We start from the raw sequence: 18089 nt of genomic DNA, 5'->3' as shown, positions 1-18089 counted from the left end.
GACCATGACGCAATCCTCATCGCTTCACCGCGTCGGCGCCTTCGCGTGCGCGGCCGCCCTGCTGGCCGGCTGCACGGGCGCGCACCACGCACCGCTGCCCGCGGTCGCGATACCCGCGAACTGGGCCGCGCCGGTGTCCGCCGACGCACCGGTCACGATTCCGACTGCGACACGCGACTGGTGGCGTAGCTTCGGAGATCCGCAGCTCGATGCGCTGATCGATGACGCGCTGCGCGCGAACAACGATCTCGCGATCGCGGCGATCCGCGTGTCCCGCGCGCAACTGCGGGCCGGGCTCGTCGACACGAACCTCACGCCGACCGCATCGCTCGACGCGAACGGTGCTGTGTCGCGCACACTCGATACGCACCGGATGAGCAGGTCGAGTGGCGTCACCGGATCGCTCAGCTACGAAATCGACCTATGGGGCCGGCTGGCCGCGCTGCGCGACGCCGCGCACTGGGAAGCGGACGCGACCGCCGCCGATCTCGAAGCCGCGCGACTGTCGCTGATCGGCACGACTGCGTCGCTGTACTGGCGGATCGGCTATCTGAACCGGCAAATCGCGCTCGGCGACGCGAACACCGCGTATGCAGTGCGCACGCTCGCAATCGTCAGGTCGCGTCACGCGGCCGGTGCCGTGTCGGGGCTCGGTCTCGCGCAGGCCGAACAGAACCTGGCCGTGCAACGCGCGGCGCAGACGCAGTTGATCCAACAACGCACGGAGAACCGTCATGCGCTCGCGATCCTGTTCGACCGGCCGCCACAGCAGCTCGCCGCCGAACCTGCGGCCCTGCCCGATGCGCCGCCGCCCGAGGTCGCGGCCGGCCTGCCGGCCAGCCTGCTTGGCCGCCGCCCGGACGTGCGCGCGGCGGAGTTCCGGCTGCGCGAGTCGCTCGCGCAGGTCGATGCGACCCGAACGAGCTTCTACCCGACCTTCACGCTGACCGGTAGCGCGGGCACGTCGAGCACAAGCCTCGAGCGCGTGCTCGCGAACCCGGTCGGCACGCTGGGGCTCGGCCTCGCGCTGCCGTTCATCCAGTGGAACACGATGCAGTTGCAGATCAAGGTGTCAAAGTCGCAGTACGAGGAAGCCGTCGTCGGGTTCCGGCAGCGGCTTTACACCGCGCTCGCGGAAGTCGAGAACGCGCTGTCGGCGCGCGTGCAGCTCGAACGCGAGGCCGAACAGCGCGCGCTGTCGCTGACGCAGGCGCAGCGCGCGGAACGGCTGGCCGCCGCGCAATTCGCGGCCGGCGCGACCGCCGTGCAGCCGTGGCTCGACCAGCAGCAGCGGCTGCGCGACGCGCAAAGCGCCGACGCACTGACACGCCTGAACCGGCTCAACAACCAGATGACGCTCTACCGCGCGCTGGGCGGCGGTCCCCCCTGACGGCAAGCGGGCCCGCGCGCCCCGCCACGCAGCATCATTCACACACCGCCGCCCGACGCCGCGCCGGTGCGAACGCCACCGCGCTCGCGGTCGCGAGCACGGCCACGCCCACCGCGCCGTACACCATCACCCAGCCGAACCCGTGCACGAGCGCTGCGTGCAGTGCCGCGCCGGTCGGGTCGGCCTGCGCGAGCGCCGGCGCGATCGTCTGCAATCCGTCGGTGCGGCCCGACGCGATCTGCTGGGCCAGCGTGCGCAGCGTCCCCGCATCGATCGCGGCGGCGACACCCGCCTTCAGGCTCGCGACGATCCCCGCGACCAGCACGAAGCCCATCGCCGCGATGTTCAGTGCGAGCGAGATCATCCGCGCGCTCATGTCGATGCCCGACGCCATCCCGGCCCGCGAACTCGGCACCGCGCCCGTCGTCGTGTTCGTGACCGGCGTGTTCGTGAGCCCGAGCCCGATGCCGGCGATCACGCAGCCGGGCAGCATCGTGATCCAGCTCGCGTGTTCGACGCCGCTGCCGATCCGCATCAGCGCGAAGCCGGCCGCGATCGTGAACAGGCCGCCCGGAATCACGACGCCGGGCCCGTAGCGCAGCGCGAGCCGCTCGCCGAACGGCGGCGCGACGAGCGTCGGCAGCGTGTACGCGAGCAATGCGAGACCGGCCGTCACGCTGTCGTAGCCGAGCGCGACCTGGAACCAGATCGGCAGGTAGATCATGAACGGCCAGAAGCTGAAGTTCATCCCCATCGAGCCGAAGATCGCACCGGTGAACGCGCGAATCCGGAACACGGAGAAGTCGAACATCGGCCGCGCGCTCACGCGCTCCGCGACAAAGAAGCCGGCGAGTGCGAGCACGGTTGCGCCCAGCACACCGAGGCCGGCCGCGCTCGCCAACCCCAGCGCCGCGCTTTGGGTGATGTAAAAGGCGAGGCCGAGCACCGCGAGCGACAGTGTGACGATGCCCGCGACGTCGAGCGTGCCCGCATGCGGATCGCGCGACTCCTGCACCGCGCCGCCGATCAGCACGAGCGCGACGGCCGCGAGCGGCGCGTGGACCAGGAACACCCACGGCCAGCTCGCGAGCGCGACGATCGCACCGCCGACGATCGGCCCGAACCCGAGGCCGATCCCGAACACGATTCCCCAGATGCCGAACGCACGGCCGCGCTCGCGCCCTTCGCGGAACTGATGCGACAGCACCGCGATCTGGCAGATCAGCATCGCGCCGCCGCTCGCGCCCTGCAGCAGACGGCCCGCGATCAGCACCGGCACGTTCGGCGCAAGCCCGCACAGCAGCGACGTCGCGCCGAACAGCACGGTGCCGATCACGTACACGCGCTTGCGGCCGAACCGGTCGGCGAGCGTGCCGGCCGCCATCAGCACCGTCGTGCACGCGATCGTGTACGCGTTCATGATCCACTGCATGCCGTTGAAGTCGCCATGCAGCACGTGTTCGAGCGTCGGCAGGATCACCGGCACGCTCGAGATTTCGAGGCCGAACATCAGCGACGTGAGACAGACGGCCGCGAGCGCGACCGCATTCCTGCGGGAGTCGGATAGCGTCATGCATATTGCGCGACGGCCCGCAACGGCCGCGCGCCTCCAGGTAAAAAGGATTCGCCGCGAGCGGGCGGCCTGAAGGCCAGCGACGCACGCCGGGCGGGAATCGGTACTATAGTGAGAATTCCACTCCCCATTGACGCACCTGTTTCACCGGACTGGGGAACCACAGGACACAATCACCGCAGCCCGCTATGACCGACCGACTCGATGGCGTGACGACCTTCGTCCAGGTAGTGGAATCCGGCAGCTTCGCGCTCGCCGCGGAACGGCTCGACATGACGCGCTCGGCGGTCGGCAAGGCGATCGCGCGGCTGGAGAAGCGGCTCGGTGCACGGCTGCTGCAGCGCACGACGCGCAGTCAGAGCCTGACCGACGACGGCCAGGCGTACTACGACCGTTGCGTGCGCGCGCTGGCGGAACTGGAAGCGGCCGAAGCCGATCTCGATTGCGGCCGCAACGAAGCGCGCGGCAAGCTGCGGCTGAGCGTGCCGCTCGCGTTCGGGCATCACTGCGTGACGCCGATCGTGCTCGATCTCGCGCGCACCTATCCGCATCTGCGGATCGACGTGTCGATCACCGACCGGTTCGTCGATCTGGTCGAGGAAGGGATCGATCTCGCGGTGCGGATCGGCCCGCTCGCGGACAGCACGAGCCTCGCGGTGCGGCGGCTCGGCACGCAGTACGGGAGCCTCGGCGCGGCGCCGTCGTATCTCGCGCGCTACGGAATGCCGCAATCGCTCGACGATCTGAAGCACCATCGCACCGTCGCGTATTCACGCTCGGGCGTCGTGCAGCCGTGGTACCTGCGTGCGCCGGACGGCTCGACGGTGCACATCGACATGCCGCACCAGCTGAGTTTCGACGACGTGCAGGCGATCGCCGCGGCCGGCGCATCGGGGTTCGGCATCGCATGGCTGCCGAGCTGGCTGCTCGATCAATACGTGAAGCGCGGCGAGATGGTCGTCGTGCTCGATCGCTGCTTCGTCTGCGAAGGCGACATCCACGCGATCTGGCCGAAAACGCGCTACCTGCCGCGCAAGACGCGTTGCGTGATCGATGCGCTCGTGCAGGCGGTGCCGCCGATGATCGAGCGACCGGAACGGCCGAGCATCAAGAAGGCAGGTTGAAAAAGACGCGCCGCACGGGCGCGTCGGATCATCGCATCACTGCACGTCACATCACGCCGCGCCGAGATCGGCGAGCGGATGCGCGAACAGCTTCCACGGCGACGTCAGGAAATGCCGCACGCGCTCGGCGCGCAGTTCGACGAGCGCCGCCGGCGCCCAGCGCGGCTTGCGATCCTTGTCGACGAGATGCGCGCGCACGCCTTCGCAGAAGTCGCCCTCCTCGATCGCGCGCGCGACGATGCCGAGCTCCATCCGGAACGACTCGGCGAGCGTCATCTGGCGGCCGCGCAGCAGCGCTTCGCGCGTCACGCACAGCATCGTCGGCGAATGGCCGGTCAGCGCGTCGAGCGTCGCCTGCAGCCATTGGCGATGTTCGCGCGACAACTCGTCGCGCGCGAGATCCTGCTTCAGCGTCGCGACGATCCGCTCGACGGTCGAGCGCTTGTCGAAGTGACGGACGATCCACGCCATCTGGCTGTCGAGCGCCGCATGCGGCACCACGTTGCACGGCGGCTCGAATACCTTGCGCAGCGCCGGCAGCACGTCGCCGTCCCACTTGACGCTTTCGATGCGCGTCTCGAACGTATCGAGCCACGACGACGGCACGCACAGATCCGCGAGCTTCGCGCTCAACGCATCGGCGCCGGACAGCAGCGCGCCCGTCAGCCCGACGTACAGCTCGAGCTCGACCGGCATGCGCGACAGGAAATGCGTCGCGCCGACGTCGGGCACGAGGCCGATGCGCGTCTCGGGCATGGCGATCTTGCTGCGCTCGGTCGCGACACGCAGCGCCGCGCCTTGTGCAAGCCCCATCCCGCCGCCCATCGTCACGCCGTCCATCAACGCGACGACGGGCTTCGGAAACGTGTGGATCGCGTAGTCGAGCCGGTATTCGTCGACGAAGAACGGCAGCCACGTGTCGCGCTGCGCGACCATTTTGTAGAGCGCGCGCACGTCGCCGCCCGCGCAGAAGCCTTTCTCGCCCGCGCCGCGCAGCACGACCGCGACGATCTGGTCGTCGGTGCGGCAGCGCTCGAGCAGCGCGGCCAGTTCGCCGATCATCGGATACGACAACGCGTTGAGCGCGGCCGGCCGGTTCAGCGTGATGAGCGCGACGCGGTTGACCACGCGGAACAGCACCTCCGGTGCCGGCTGCGCGAAGCTGTCTTGAGTCATGACCGGTGTGCTCATCGTTGCGACTCCCCGTCGGTGTGCCATTGCGGTGCGCGCTTGCCGAGAAACGCGGCCACGCCTTCGCGCGGATCGTTCGTGTCGAACAGGTCGACGAAGCGCTCGCGCTCGACCGCGAGCGCCGCGCTGCGCGGCACGCCGCGGCGCGCGAGACCGATCAGCTCCTTGCTGTACGCAACCGCGTGCGGGCTCTGCCGCGCGACGTTGCGCGCGAGCACCAGCGCCGCATCGCGAGCGGCGCCGCTTTCGACCACGTCCTCGACGAGGCCGATCCGCAATGCGGTGGCCGCATCGACGCGCGTGCCGGCCAGGATGATCTTCTTCGCCCAGCCTTCGCCGACGAGCCACGGCAGCGTCTGCGTGCCGAGGCCGCACGGCAGCAGGCCCACCGACGGTTCGGGCAGCGCCATCTGCGCGTGCGTCTCGGCGATCCGCAGGTCGCATGCGAGCGCGCATTCGAGGCCGCCGCCCATCGCGTAGCCGTTGATCGCCGCGATCGTCACGATGCGCGCGTCGTGCAGCGCCTCGAACGCCGCGCCGAAACGCGCAGCCATCGCGCGCGCGACCGCGCGGTCGCCGTCGGCGAACGTGTTGAGGTCGGCGCCCGCGCTGAAGAATTTCGGGCCGTCGCCGGTGATCACCAGCGCGCGCACGCGCGGATTCGCATTCAGTGCGGCGACGGTTTCCTGCAGTTGCTGCAGCCCGTCGGCGGTAAAGGCGTTCGCGGGCGGACGCTTGAGCGTCGCGCACGCGATCGCGCCGTCGTCGACGTAGTCCAGTTCGATCATGAGACGTCCTTCTTCGTGGCCGGTTGGTACAGGCGGATCACCGCCGAGAAATCGAGCTGCCCGTCGCCGCGGCTGCTCATCGTCTGGTACAGCTGCTGCGCGAGCGCGCCGAGATAGACGGGCTGGCGCGCCTGCTTCGCGGCGTCGTTCGCGAGACCGAGATCCTTCAGCATCAGGTCGGTGCCGAAGCCGCCGCTGTAGCCGCGCGACGACGGCGCGGTGTCGATCACGCCCGGATACGGGTTGTAGGTGTCCGAACTCCAGCAGCGGCCCGTCGACGTGTTGACGATGCCGGCCAGCACCTTCGGGTCGATGCCGAGCGCGACGCCGAGCGACATCGCCTCCGACACGGCGGCCATCGAGATGCCGAGCACGAGGTTGTTGCAGACCTTCGCGACCTGCCCCATCCCCGTCGCGCCGCAGTGGACGATGTTCTTGCCCATCCCCGCGAGCACGGGCTTCACGCGCTCGAAGTCGGCATCGCTGCCGCCGACCATGAAGGTCAGCGTGCCGGCCGCGGCGCCGCCGGTGCCGCCCGACACCGGCGCATCGACGAACGCGCCGCCGTGCTCGCGCACGAGCGCGCCGAACGCCTGCGCGCTGGCCGGATCGATCGTGCTCGAATCGATCACGGTCGCGCCGGCGCCGAGGCCGGCCAGCACACCGTTCTCGCCGGCGAGCACCGAGCGCACGTGCGGTGCAGCCGGCAGCATCGTGATCACGAATGCCGCGCCGGTCGCCGCGTCGCGCGGCGATGCAGCCACCTGTGCGCCCGCGTCCTGCAGCGCGCGCAATGCATCGGCGCTCAGGTCGAACGCATGGACTTCATGGCCGGCCTTCAGCAGGTTCAGCGCCATCGGCGCGCCCATGTGACCCAGTCCGATAAAACCGATCTTCATGTTCGTCTCCTCGCGGCTCAATGCAGCCGGATCGTCGTGTTCACCGGGGCGGCCGTCGTGTCGTCGTCGAACCAGCGCGCGGTGACCGTCTTCGTCTGCGTATAGAACTGCACGACCTGCTTGCCGTACGGGCCGAGATCGCCGAGCTTCGAGCCGCGCGAGCCGGTGAAGCTGAAGAACGGCACCGGCACCGGGATCGGAATGTTGATGCCGACCTGGCCGACGTCGATCTCGCTCTGGAACTTGCGCGCGGCCGCGCCGCTCTGCGTGAAGATGCCGACGCCGTTGCCCATCGGGTTGCGGTTGACGAGCGCGATCGCATCGTCGAGCGTGTCGACTTCCATCACGACCAGCACCGGCCCGAAGATTTCATGCGTGTAGACCGTCATGTCCGGCGTCACGCCGGAGAAGATCGTCGGCCCGATGAAGTTGCCTTCCTCGAAACCGGCGACCTTCACGTCGCGGCCGTCGAGTTCGAGCTTCGCGCCTTCCTTGATGCCGGCTTCGATCAGCGACAGGATGCGCGCCTTCGCGCCGCGCGACACGACTGGGCCGACATCGGTGCCCGCTTCCGAGCCCGCGTTGACCTTCAGCGCCTTCGCCTTCGCGACGATGTCCGGCAGCCATTCGCGCGTCTTGCCGACCAGCACCGCGACGGAAGTCGCCATGCAGCGCTGGCCGGCCGCGCCGAAGCCCGCGCCGACCAGTGCGTTGATCGCCTGCTCGCGGTTCGCGTCCGGCAGCAGGATCGCGTGGTTCTTCGCGCCCATCATCGACTGCACGCGCTTGCCGTGCTGGCTGCCGAGGTTGTACACGTGCGTGCCGACGGCCGTCGAGCCGACGAACGAGATCGCCTTCACGAGCGGATGCGTGCAGATCGCGTCGACGACTTCCTTGCCGCCGTGCACGACGTTGAGCACGCCCTTCGGCACGCCGGCTTCGAGCGCCAGTTCGACGAGCTCCATCGTCGACATCGGGTCCTGCTCCGACGGTTTCAGCACGAACGTGTTGCCGCACACGATCGCCATCGGGAACATCCACAGCGGAATCATCGCGGGAAAGTTGAACGGCGTGATGCCCGCGCACACGCCGAGCGGCTGGCGCAGCGTGTAGGTGTCGACGCCGCCCGCGACGTTCTCCGCGAATTCGCCGAGTTGCAGCGTGCCGACCGAGCATGCGTGCTCGACGACTTCGAGGCCGCGGAAGATATCGCCTTCCGCGTCGGGCAGCGTCTTGCCCTGTTCGGCCGTCAGTGTCTTCGCGATGCGCTGCTGGTTCGCGCGCACGAGGTCCTGGAACTTCAGCATGATGCGCATGCGCGCGGCGATCGGCGTGTTCTTCCACGTCGCATAGGCGGCGTGCGCGGCCTGCACGGCCGCGTCGACTTCCGCGACGGTCGCGAACGGCACGCGCGCGAGCACCTGTTGCGTCGCCGGGTTGACGATGTCGCGCCACTCGCTCGTGGTGGACTCGACGAAGGCGCCGTCGATCAGCAGCTTGACCGTCGGCACGTCTTGCCCCGAGCGGGGCGTCGGATTCGCGTTCATCTGTGCATTCTCCTTGCAGTGGGCCGCGTGGCGTCATGCAACGCGCAGCCGGTTCGGTTCGGGCGGGCCGCGGGCGGCGCGCCGGACGATGCGGCGCGCGCGATCCGCTTCCGGTCACTTCAGTTCGTCGGCAAAATCCTCTTCCCAGTATTCGCCGGGCATCCGCGTCGTTGCATCGTCGCCGCGCTCGATCTCGCGACGGCGCAGCTCGACGCGACGGATCTTCCCCGAGATGGTCTTCGGCAGCTCCGCGAACTGCAGGCGGCGGATGCGCTTGTACGGCGCGAGCTTCTCGCGCGAGAAGCGGAAGATTTCCAGCGCGAGCGCGGGGCTTTCCTCGTAACCCTGGCGCAGCGTGACGAAGGTCTTCGGCACCGACAGCCGCACCGGGTCCGGGCTCGGCACGACGGCCGCTTCCGCGATCGCCGGATGCTCGATCAGCACGCTTTCCAGTTCGAACGGGCTCAGCCGGTAGTCGGACGACTTGAACACGTCGTCCGCGCGGCCGATGTACACGTAGTAGCCGTCGTCGCCGCGCATCGCGATGTCCGACGTGCGGTAATGGCCGTCGCGCATCGCGTGGGCCGTCGCGTCGCGGTTGTTCGCGTAGCCTTTCATCAGCCCGACCGGCCGCGCGACGTCATCGCCGATCGGCAGCGCGACCTCGCCTTCGCTGACGGGCGCGCCGTCCGGATCGAGCAGCGCGACCCGGTAGCCGGGCAGCGGCCGGCCCATCGAGCCGGCAACGACCGGCTGCCCCGGCGAATTGCCGATCAGGCAGGTCGTCTCGGTCTGGCCGTAGCCGTCGCGGATCGTGATGCCCCACGCCTTCTTCACGCGCTCGATGATCTCGGGATTCAGCGGCTCGCCGGCGCCGACGATCTCGCGCAGCTTCACGTCGAACGACGCGAGCGGCTGCTGCACGAGCATGCGCCACACGGTCGGCGGCGCGCACAGCGTGGTCACCTGGTATTTGACGAGCGCATCGAGCACGACCTTCGGCTCGAAGCGCGCGTAGTTGAACGCGAACACGCACGCCTGCGCATTCCACGGCGCGAAGAAGCAGCTCCACGCATGCTTCGCCCAGCCGGGCGAGCTGATGTTCCAGTGGATGTCGCCCGGTTGCAGCCCGATCCAGTACATCGTCGACAGGTGCCCGACCGGATAGGTGCGGTGCGTATGCTCGACGAGCTTCGGCTTCGACGTCGTGCCGGACGTGAAATACAGCAGCATCGGATCGTTCGCGTGCGTGACGGCATCCGGCTCGAACGCGGCACTCGCCGCGTAGCCGTCGTGCATCGCGAGCCAGCCTGCGCGCGGCGCGCCGGCGACGATCTTCTGCTTGAGGCCGAGGCCGGCCTGCTCGAACTTCGCGGTTTCGTTCTCGTCGACGATCGCGTAGGTCGCGCCGCCGATCTGCACGCGATCGCGCACGTCGTCGGCCGACAGTTGCGTGGTCGCGGGCAGCACGATCGCGCCGAGCTTCATCGCGGCAAGCATCGCGTCCCACAGCTCGACCCGGTTCGGCAGCATCAGCAGGATCCGGTCGCCGCGCACGACGCCGATGCGGCGCAGCCAGTTCGCGATCCGCGACGAGCGCTCGGACATCTGCGCGAACGAATACGGATCGCCCGTACCGGTTGCCGCATCGACGATCCACAGCGCGGGCCGGTCGTTGCCGCGCGCCATCGGGTCGAAGTAGTCGAGCGCCCAGTTGAACGCATCGAGCACCGGCCATTCGAAATCGCGGTACGCGGTTTCGTAGTCGGTGCGATGGCGCAGCAGGAAGTCGCGTGCGTCCAGGAATGCCTGTACCGTCATGTGTCGTCTCCGTCCAGTCTCCATGCCCAGCGGTCAACCGGCGCATGTGCTGCAGCACATGCCCGGTTCCGTGTTGCGCGGCGCACGGTCACGTCGTTGCGTGCCGCGTTTGCCGCGCTGCCCTCGTGCCTGCGTCGTGCGCCTGCTCGTTCGATGATCTGATGCCGGATGGGAGCGCGCCGTGACTCACAGCTGCCGCGCGATCACCATCCGCTGCACTTCGCTGGTGCCTTCGTAAATCTGCGTGATGCGCGCGTCGCGATAGTGACGCTCGACTTCGTAATCGGCGAGATAGCCGTAGCCGCCGTGAATCTGGATCGCGTCGGAGCACACGCGCTCGGCCATCTCGGACGCGAACAGCTTCGCCTGCGATGCTTCGGACAGGCACGGCAGCCCGGCCGTGCGCAGCTTCGCCGCGTGATGCACGAGCAGGCGCGCCGCGTTGATCTGCGTGGCCATGTCCGCGAGCTTCTGCTGGATCGCCTGGTGCTCGGCGATCGGCTTGCCGAACTGCACGCGCTCGCCTGCATAGCGGCGTGCCTTGTCGAACGCGGCGCGCGCGATGCCGAGCGCCTGCGCGGCGATGCCGATGCGGCCGCCTTCGAGGTTCGACAGCGCGATCTTCAGCCCTTCGCCGCGATTGCCGAGCAGGTTTTCCTCGGGAATCGCGCAGTTCTCGAACGTGATCGGGCACGTGTCGGACGCGCGGATGCCCATCTTCTTCTCGGGCTTGCCGACGATGAAGCCCGGCGTGTCGGTCGGCACCAGAAACGCGGAAATGCCGCGCTTGCCGGCTTCCGGATCGGTCATGGCAAAAACGATCGCAACGCCCGCGCGCTGGCCGTTGGTCACGAACTGCTTCGCGCCGTTGAGCACCCACTTGCCGTCGCGCAATTCAGCACGCGTGCGCAGGTTGTTCGCCTCGGAGCCGGCCTGCGGCTCGGTCAGGCAGAACGCGCCGATCACGCGGCCCGCCGCCATCTCGGCCAGCCAGCGATCCTTCTGCGCGGGCGTGCCGAAGCCGAGGATCGGCCCGCAGCCGACCGAGTTGTGCACGCTCATCATCGTCGCGCACGCGGCATCGCCGGCCGCGATCTCCTCCATCGCCAACGCGTATGCGACGTAATCCGTATACGCGCCGCCCAGTTCCTGCGGCACGATCATCCCGAGCAGGCCGAGTTCGCCGAGCTGCGCGACGACCGCGTCGGGCAGATGCGCGTCGTGGTCCCACTGCGCGGCGTTCGGCGCCAGCACCTCGGTGGCAAACGCGCGCGCGGCGTCGCGGATCATCCGCTGGTCTTCGGTGTAAAGCTCGTCCATGGCGCTGCTGTCTCCCGCGGCCGCGTGCGGCGACCGACCTTCCGTTTCGATGCAACAAGTGTAGGCAAGCCCGCGCGACTGTTCGATGCTCGCGCCGCTCATTTACACTGAGCGTTTTTGCCATACCGGCGGCTTCGATGAAGCAGGAAGACAAGGGAACCGTCGCGATCAGCCTCGTCGCTTACAGCGTCGCGCTCGCCACCCGGCGCGGCGTCGCGGCCGAGCCGCTGCTCGCGCAAGCCGGCATCGCGCCCGCGCTGCTCGCGCAGCCGCGGGCGCGCGTGTCCGCGCAGCAATACGGCGCACTGTGGAACGCGATTGCGCGCGCGCTCGACGACGAATTTTTCGGGCAGGATCGCCACCCGATGCGCAGCGGCAGCTTCATCGCGATGAGCCAGGCCGCGCTGTCCGCGCAGGACGGGCTCCATGCGATGGCGCGCGCAGTGAACTTCCTGCACTGCGTGCTCGACGATCTGCACGCGGAACTCGACGCCAATCCGCAGCGCGTGCGGCTGCGCTTCGTGCACCGCAACAGCGCCGCGGCGCCCGCGATGTTCACGTACGCGACCTATTTCATCATCGTGTACGGGCTCACCTGCTGGCTGATCGGGCGGCGGATTCCGGTGCTGCATGCGAGCTTTCGCTGCGACACGCCGCCGGCCGACCATGAATATCCGTCGATGCTGTGCGACGACATGCGGTTCAACCAGCCCGATTCGTATGTCGATTTCGATCCCGAATTCGCGACGCTGCCGGTCGTGCAGAACGCGAAGACGCTGAAGACGTTCCTGCGCAACGCGCCGGCCAGCTTCATCGTCAAGTACCGCAACCCGAACGCGCTCGCGCAGCGCGTGCGCACGGTGCTGCGCGGAATGCCGCCCGCGTCGTGGCCCGGCGCCGGCGGGATGGCCGCGCGGCTGCACGTGGCCGAGGCGACGCTGCGCCGCAAGCTGCACCAGGAAGGCCATGCGTACCAGTCGATCAAGGACACGCTGCGGCGCGACCTCGCGTTCGAGGCGCTGGCCGATCCGTCGCGCACGATCGCCGACGTCGCCGCGGCCGCCGGTTTCGCCGAACCCAGCGCGTTCTACCGGGCGTTTCGCAAATGGAGCGGCCGCAGCCCGGCCGAGTACCGCGAAGAAGCGCTTGCGCGCGGCGGCGGCGCCGGCGGCTGAGCGCGGCCGGTCCCGCCCCGCCTTCGCGCTTTCCGCCGAAACCGCCTAATCTTCAAGCATCGGGCCAACGCCCTTTCCGCGAGCCGGACGGCGTGCGGCCGCGCGCCGCCCGGACGCCCCGATGCGCATTCACCGTCATGGGCCGCCGCGTGCGTCAGCATCGCCCGGCGGCCGCCCCCGTCACCCGCTCTCCGCGCGGGTCGTGCGCGCCGCGCTGTTCGCGGCGCTGCTCGTCGTGTGCGCGGCGGTCGCCGCGCCGGGCGCCGCCGCGCCTGCCATGGCGCCCGCCGCCGCGCCGGTCGTCGTGATTCCCGTCAACGGCGCGATCGGCCCGGCCAGCGCCGACTTCATCGTCCGCTCGCTCGACCGCGCGGCACGCGATCACGCGCCGCTCGCGATCCTGCAGCTCGATACGCCGGGCGGGCTCGACACGTCGATGCGGCAGATCATCAAGGCGATCCTCGGCTCGCCGGTACCCGTTGCGGCATTCGTCGCGCCGGGCGGCGCGCGGGCCGCGAGCGCCGGTACCTATATCGTCTACGCGAGCCACGTCGCCGCGATGGCGCCCGGGACCAATCTGGGCGCGGCGTCGCCGGTGCAGTTCGGGATCGGCGGCACGCCGGGGACGCCGAAGCCTTCGCCTGCCGGGACCTCGGGTGCGGCCGGTGCATCGGGCGCATCCGCTGCATCCGGTTCGCCCGCGACGCCTGCCGAGTTGCCGAACGATACGCAGTCGACCGAAATCCGCAAGGCGACGCAGGACGCCGCCGCGTACATCCGCGGCCTCGCGCAACTGCGCGGGCGCAATGCCGACTGGGCCGAGCGCGCGGTGCGCGAAGCCGTGAGCCTGTCCGCGACCGAGGCGCGCGCGCAGCACGTCGTCGACGTGATCGCGCAGGACCCGGCCGATCTCGCGCGCCAGCTCGACGGCCGCACCGTGACGACGACCGCAGGCACGCTGCATCTCGCGACTGCGCACGCGCCGCTCGTCGTGCTCGCGCCCGACTGGCGCAGCCGCTTCCTGTCGATCATCGCCGATCCGAACGTCGCGCTGATCCTGCTGACGATCGGCATCTACGGGCTGTTCTTCGAATTCGCGAATCCCGGCTTCGTGCTGCCGGGCGTGGCCGGCACCATCTGCCTGCTGGTCGGGCTGTTCGCGATGCAGTTGCTGCCGATCAGCTATGCGGGCCTCGGGCTCGTGCTGCTCGGGCTCGGCTGCCTCGTCGCCGAGGCGTTCCTGCCGACCTTCGGCGTGCTCGGCTTCGGCGGGATCGTCGCGTTTACGATCGGCGCGCTGATGCTGATCGACACCGACGTGCCCGGCTACGGAATTCCGTGGCCGGTGATCGCGGGCCTCGCGGTCGGCGGCGGTCTGCTCGTCGCCGCGATGTCCGGCGTCGCGCTGCGCGCGCGGCGGCGGCCGGTCGTGACGGGCGCCGAGGCGATGCTCGGCAGCATCGGCGAAGTGCTCGACGACGGCCTGCATTCGGACCAGCCGCACGGCGCCGCCGGCCCGGCGCCGTCTGCCGCCGGCTGGGCGCTCGTGCACGGCGAGCGCTGGCGCGTCGCGAGCAGCGAACCGCTCGCCGCCGGCTGCCGCGTGCGCGTGACGGGCCGCCACGGACTGATGCTCACCGTCGCGCCGCTGTACGACGCGCGGCCGCTCGAACCCCATCACGGAGAACCTTCATGATCGGTTACACGTTCGGTTTCGGCAGCGTCGTGATCGTCTTCGTCGTGGTGCTCGCCGCGTCGTCGATCCGCATCTTCCGCGAGTACGAGCGCGGCGTCGTGTTCATGCTCGGCCGGTTCTGGAAAGTGAAGGGGCCGGGGCTCGTGCTGATCATCCCGATCGTGCAGCAGGCCGTGCGGATCGACCTGCGCACCGTCGTGTTCGACGTGCCGTCGCAGGACGTGATCACGCGCGACAACGTGTCGGTGAAGGTCAATGCGGTCGTCTATTTCCGCGTCGTCGATCCGGAGAAGGCGGTGATCCAGGTCGCGCGCTTCGTCGACGCGACGAGCCAGCTCGCGCAGACGACGCTGCGCGCGGTGCTCGGCAAGCACGAGCTCGACGCGCTGCTCGCCGAGCGCGAGCAGTTGAACGCCGATATCCAGAAGACGCTGGACGCGCAGACCGACGCGTGGGGAATCAAGGTGTCGAACGTCGAGATCAAGCACGTCGACCTGAACGAGACGATGATCCGCGCGATCGCGCGGCAGGCCGAGGCCGAACGCGAGCGGCGCGCGAAGGTGATACACGCGGAAGGCGAGCTGCAGGCGTCGGAGAAGCTGCTGCAGGCCGCGCAGCGGCTTGCGCAGCAGCCGCAGGCGATGCAGCTGCGCTATCTGCAGACGCTGACGACGATCGCGGCGGACAAGAACTCGACGATCGTGTTTCCGCTGCCGGTCGACCTGCTCGGGGCGTTGCTGGAACGGTTGGGCGCGCCGCGCGAGCATTGAGACGCGCGCAGGCCGGCCCGCGCGCCGCCGCGGCCGATGGCGGCGGGCGCGGGACCGCGGGTGCCGGGTACCCGCTGCCCGTCGCCCGCCCTGTGTCAGGCCAGCAGCTTGCGCTCGGTCTTGCCGTACTTGATCGACTTCTCGTCCGGGATCATCAGGCCCGTGTGCTCGTCGCGTCCCTGCAGCAGGAACCGTGCGTCCGGGTGGCCGATCTGCTCGGCCGCGAGCTTGCTGTCCGCGCCGATCTCGCCCTTCTTCATCCGGTTGACGATCACGCCGGCCGCCGTGTCCTTGAAATCGCGCAGCATCCACGCGTCGCCGTCGCTGTCGCCGAACACCAGCAGCGGGCCGTAGCCCTTCTTCGACGCGAGGACGTTGCGGATGCCCACCGTCTTGCCGGGCCCCCAGTTGAAATGCCAGCCGGCCGGATAAGTGCTCGTGTACTTGCCGTCCTGCATGTCGAGACGCAGGCCGATCACGTTCTCGGGCGGCACGCCGTAGCCATAGTTCGGATTGCCGGCGAATACGCGCACGACGTCGTCGAGCGACGCGGTGCTCACGTACACGTCGATGCCGTTCGCGCGCAGCGTATGCATCACCGCGCGGATTTCCTCGTGAATGCGGATGCCGTGGAAATGCGTATCGGCCACCACGCCGGCCTTGCCCGGCAGCGTCGTCGGGCTTTCGTAGCGGACCTTGCGCAGCGCGTCGCCGATACCGTAGTCGTTCGACGCTTGCGCCATCGCCTGCAGCTCGGCGGTCGTCATGTTCTTGTAGAAGTAGATGATCCACTTGTAGCCGACTTCGAGCGGATGCGTGTCGCAGATCGCGTCGTACATGAAGTACAGCTTCGCGCGGAAATCCTTGAACTGGTCGGTCTCGCGAATCTCGTCGAGGCTCTTGTCGCCGCCGAGGCCCTTGTAGTTCGCATGGAGCCAGCGGTAGTCGGACTCGACGTCGGCGGCGAGGTCCTCCATCGTCACCGGCTTGCCGTCGACGGTCGTGTAGTCCTTCATGAACGCACCCTTCGGCACGTCCTTCCACATCACGCCGACGAACTCGTCCGGCGTCAGCTTGTACTGCAGATGGTTGATCTGGTACATCAGCAACGCCTCTTCGCAGTCGTTCATGATGCACGTGTTGTCCCAGTCGAACACCGCATACGGGCGACGCTTGGCGTCGTAGCGCGCGCTCGCGATGCCATGCCGGTCGAGCACCGCCTGCAGGCGCGCGGCGTTGAACGGCGACCAGCGGCCCGGATCGAGCGCGTCCGGCGCGCTCGCGCTTTTCGCGCCGGCCATGCCGGCCTTGAGCAGCAGCGGCGTCGCAGCAGTCGCCGCGGCAAGGGTGTTCATGAACTGGCGGCGTTGCATGGTCTGTCTCCGTTGAAATGCCGAATCGGCTTCGGACGCTGCCCCGCGCGGCGCGCGGCACACCCGTCCCGCGAAGCCGCGACGGCTTCGAATCGGGGGCGGATGATGTGGCGACAGTATTTCGGCAATTTGACGGCGTCCCGCCGCGACACGACGGCGAGTTGATCCGGCGCGACATCCGGCACCTCGCGCCGGCGCGGCGCGTGGCGCGCGTCGTGCATCCGGCCAGCTCGTCGCCCGACACGCGTGCGCAGCGGCCGACATCCCCGCCGCGACTGCCGGAAACCTAGAGCTTTCCCTCCATTTCAGCCCTTCATTAGGAGAAGTCCTCACCTCCGGGGACTGGCGCACGATGCCGAACCGGCTATCATCATTACATCAATCAATGGCACATTAAATGCTGACTGAATAATTCGCCTCCGGACCGCCGGCGGATGCGTTCCGGATCAGCGCCCAACTTTGCCCAGGACCCGCGCCGCGACGAGACGCAATGCGGGCCGACACACGGAGACGCATCATGACCGCCCACCACCCGCTGCCGGAAGTCCACCTCGACGAACTGCCGCAATTCCGCGCGGTCCAGCAGCTTGCGTATCGCTGCGTCGAGACCGTCGGCGCGATGCTCTACCCCGGCATCACCGAGAAGGAAGCCGCGCGCCTCCTGACCGAATGGCTGCAGGACAACGGCGTGCACGACTGGCTGCACAAGCCGTTCGCATGGTTCGGCGACCGCACCGCGTTCGACGGCTTCTCGGGCCTGAAGCACCTGGGCGGCTTCAACCTCGCGTTCTTCCCGAGCAACCGCCAGCTCGAAGCCGACATGCCGGTGATCCTCGACGTCGCGCCCGTGCTCGACGGCGTCGTCGCGGACGTCGGCTACGCGCACTGCCTCGGCCACAACCCGATCCTCGAACAGTTGCAGGACGACCTGATGGACCATCGCGACATGATCGTGCGGCTCGTGAAGGAGCGGCGCCCGATGGCGGAGGTCGCGCAGGCCGTCGACGCGCTGTGCCGCCGCCAGGGCGTCGAGCCGCGCCACAAGGCCTATCCGTTCAAGGCGCTCGCGCACCGCGTCGCGAAGCTCCACAAGCTGTCGAAGCCGCGTTTCGTCGCGCGCTTCGGCCTGAACGCGACGCGCAACCTGCTGCTCGACCAGGGCCGCGCGGCGAAGCAACAGGGCTGGTCGCCGCTGTGGTCGATCGACCGTCGCTCCGAACACGCGCCGGTGCCCGGCCTGTGGGCCGTCGAACCGCATCTCGGCTTCGCCGGCGTCGGCGCGAAATTCGAGGAACTGCTGGTGATCACCGACGACGACGCGTACTGGCTCGACGACGACCTGCCGCACGTGCGCCGCTGGCAGCGCCGCCAGGCCGAACGCGCGCAGGCCGCGGCGAACGTGCCGGCCGCCGCGTGACGCAT

The 18089-nt window shown here is 69.0% G+C and carries 14 protein-coding genes; 6 read left to right on the top strand and 8 right to left on the bottom strand.

Features of this window, described 5'->3' with window-relative positions; translation table 11 throughout:
- The first annotated feature begins 4 nt into the window (after nt 1-4).
- Nucleotides 5-1390 carry an efflux transporter outer membrane subunit gene (locus Q3A80_RS14625; protein ID WP_446329677.1) on the top strand — a complete coding sequence of 462 codons (1386 nt, stop codon included), beginning with the start codon at nt 5-7 and terminating at the stop codon, nt 1388-1390.
- A 34-nt stretch (nt 1391-1424) separates the two neighbouring features.
- Here the strand turns inward: Q3A80_RS14625 and Q3A80_RS14620 are convergent, their stop codons facing one another.
- Nucleotides 1425-2963 carry an MFS transporter gene (locus tag Q3A80_RS14620; protein ID WP_446329676.1) on the bottom strand — a complete coding sequence of 513 codons (1539 nt, stop codon included), beginning with the start codon at nt 2961-2963 and terminating at the stop codon, nt 1425-1427.
- 188 nt (nt 2964-3151) lie between these two features.
- Between Q3A80_RS14620 and Q3A80_RS14615 the strand changes: the two genes are divergently transcribed.
- Nucleotides 3152-4087: a LysR family transcriptional regulator gene (locus tag Q3A80_RS14615; protein WP_446329675.1), complete on the top strand. Its 936-nt coding sequence runs from the start codon at nt 3152-3154 to the stop codon at nt 4085-4087.
- Between the two features lie 51 nt (nt 4088-4138).
- Here the strand turns inward: Q3A80_RS14615 and Q3A80_RS14610 are convergent, their stop codons facing one another.
- The 6 genes from Q3A80_RS14610 to Q3A80_RS14585 form a co-directional block, all read right to left on the bottom strand.
- Nucleotides 4139-5278, bottom strand: coding sequence for an enoyl-CoA hydratase/isomerase family protein (locus Q3A80_RS14610; protein WP_446329674.1), 1140 nt, complete (start codon nt 5276-5278; stop codon nt 4139-4141).
- Entirely contained in the window at nt 5275-6066 is a 792-nt protein-coding gene (locus Q3A80_RS14605) for an enoyl-CoA hydratase (RefSeq protein ID WP_446329673.1), read from the bottom strand. The genes Q3A80_RS14610 and Q3A80_RS14605 overlap by 4 nt, the downstream gene beginning before the upstream one ends.
- Nucleotides 6063-6965 (bottom strand): 3-hydroxyisobutyrate dehydrogenase, encoded by a 903-nt coding sequence (gene mmsB, locus Q3A80_RS14600; protein ID WP_446329672.1) that lies wholly within the window; start codon nt 6963-6965, stop codon nt 6063-6065. The genes Q3A80_RS14605 and mmsB overlap by 4 nt, the downstream gene beginning before the upstream one ends.
- A 17-nt stretch (nt 6966-6982) precedes the next feature.
- The gene (locus Q3A80_RS14595) at nt 6983-8512 is read right to left on the bottom strand and encodes a CoA-acylating methylmalonate-semialdehyde dehydrogenase (protein ID WP_446329671.1); all 1530 of its coding nucleotides are present in this window, start codon (nt 8510-8512) and stop codon (nt 6983-6985) included.
- Nucleotides 8513-8626: 114 nt separating this feature from the next.
- Nucleotides 8627-10333, bottom strand: coding sequence for an AMP-binding protein (locus Q3A80_RS14590; RefSeq protein ID WP_446329670.1), 1707 nt, complete (start codon nt 10331-10333; stop codon nt 8627-8629).
- A gap of 186 nt (nt 10334-10519) precedes the next feature.
- Nucleotides 10520-11653: an acyl-CoA dehydrogenase family protein gene (locus Q3A80_RS14585; protein ID WP_059466933.1), complete on the bottom strand. Its 1134-nt coding sequence runs from the start codon at nt 11651-11653 to the stop codon at nt 10520-10522.
- Between the two features lie 137 nt (nt 11654-11790).
- Here Q3A80_RS14585 and Q3A80_RS14580 point away from each other — a divergent pair, with 137 nt between their 5' ends.
- The 3 genes from Q3A80_RS14580 (at nt 11791) to Q3A80_RS14570 (ending at nt 15294) form a co-directional block, all read left to right on the top strand.
- The gene (locus Q3A80_RS14580) at nt 11791-12828 is read left to right on the top strand and encodes an AraC family transcriptional regulator ligand-binding domain-containing protein (RefSeq protein WP_446329669.1); all 1038 of its coding nucleotides are present in this window, start codon (nt 11791-11793) and stop codon (nt 12826-12828) included.
- A gap of 121 nt (nt 12829-12949) precedes the next feature.
- Nucleotides 12950-14524: an NfeD family protein gene (locus tag Q3A80_RS14575; RefSeq protein ID WP_446329668.1), complete on the top strand. Its 1575-nt coding sequence runs from the start codon at nt 12950-12952 to the stop codon at nt 14522-14524.
- Nucleotides 14521-15294, top strand: a complete 774-nt coding sequence (locus Q3A80_RS14570) for a slipin family protein (RefSeq protein WP_446329667.1) — start codon at nt 14521-14523, stop codon at nt 15292-15294. Before Q3A80_RS14575 ends, Q3A80_RS14570 begins: the two co-directional genes overlap by 4 nt.
- A gap of 95 nt (nt 15295-15389) precedes the next feature.
- Here Q3A80_RS14570 and Q3A80_RS14565 read toward each other — a convergent pair whose 3' ends face one another.
- The gene (locus Q3A80_RS14565; RefSeq protein ID WP_446329666.1) at nt 15390-16667 is read right to left on the bottom strand and encodes a haloacid dehalogenase-like hydrolase; all 1278 of its coding nucleotides are present in this window, start codon (nt 16665-16667) and stop codon (nt 15390-15392) included.
- Nucleotides 16668-17184: 517 nt separating this feature from the next.
- Here Q3A80_RS14565 and Q3A80_RS14560 point away from each other — a divergent pair.
- Nucleotides 17185-18084: a M24 family metallopeptidase gene (locus Q3A80_RS14560; RefSeq protein ID WP_446329665.1), complete on the top strand. Its 900-nt coding sequence runs from the start codon at nt 17185-17187 to the stop codon at nt 18082-18084.
- The last annotated feature ends 5 nt before the right edge of the window (nt 18085-18089 follow it).

The sequence above is a fragment of the Burkholderia sp. SR8 genome (assembly GCF_052851275.1).
This window is presented reverse-complemented; position numbering and strand designations above follow the sequence as displayed.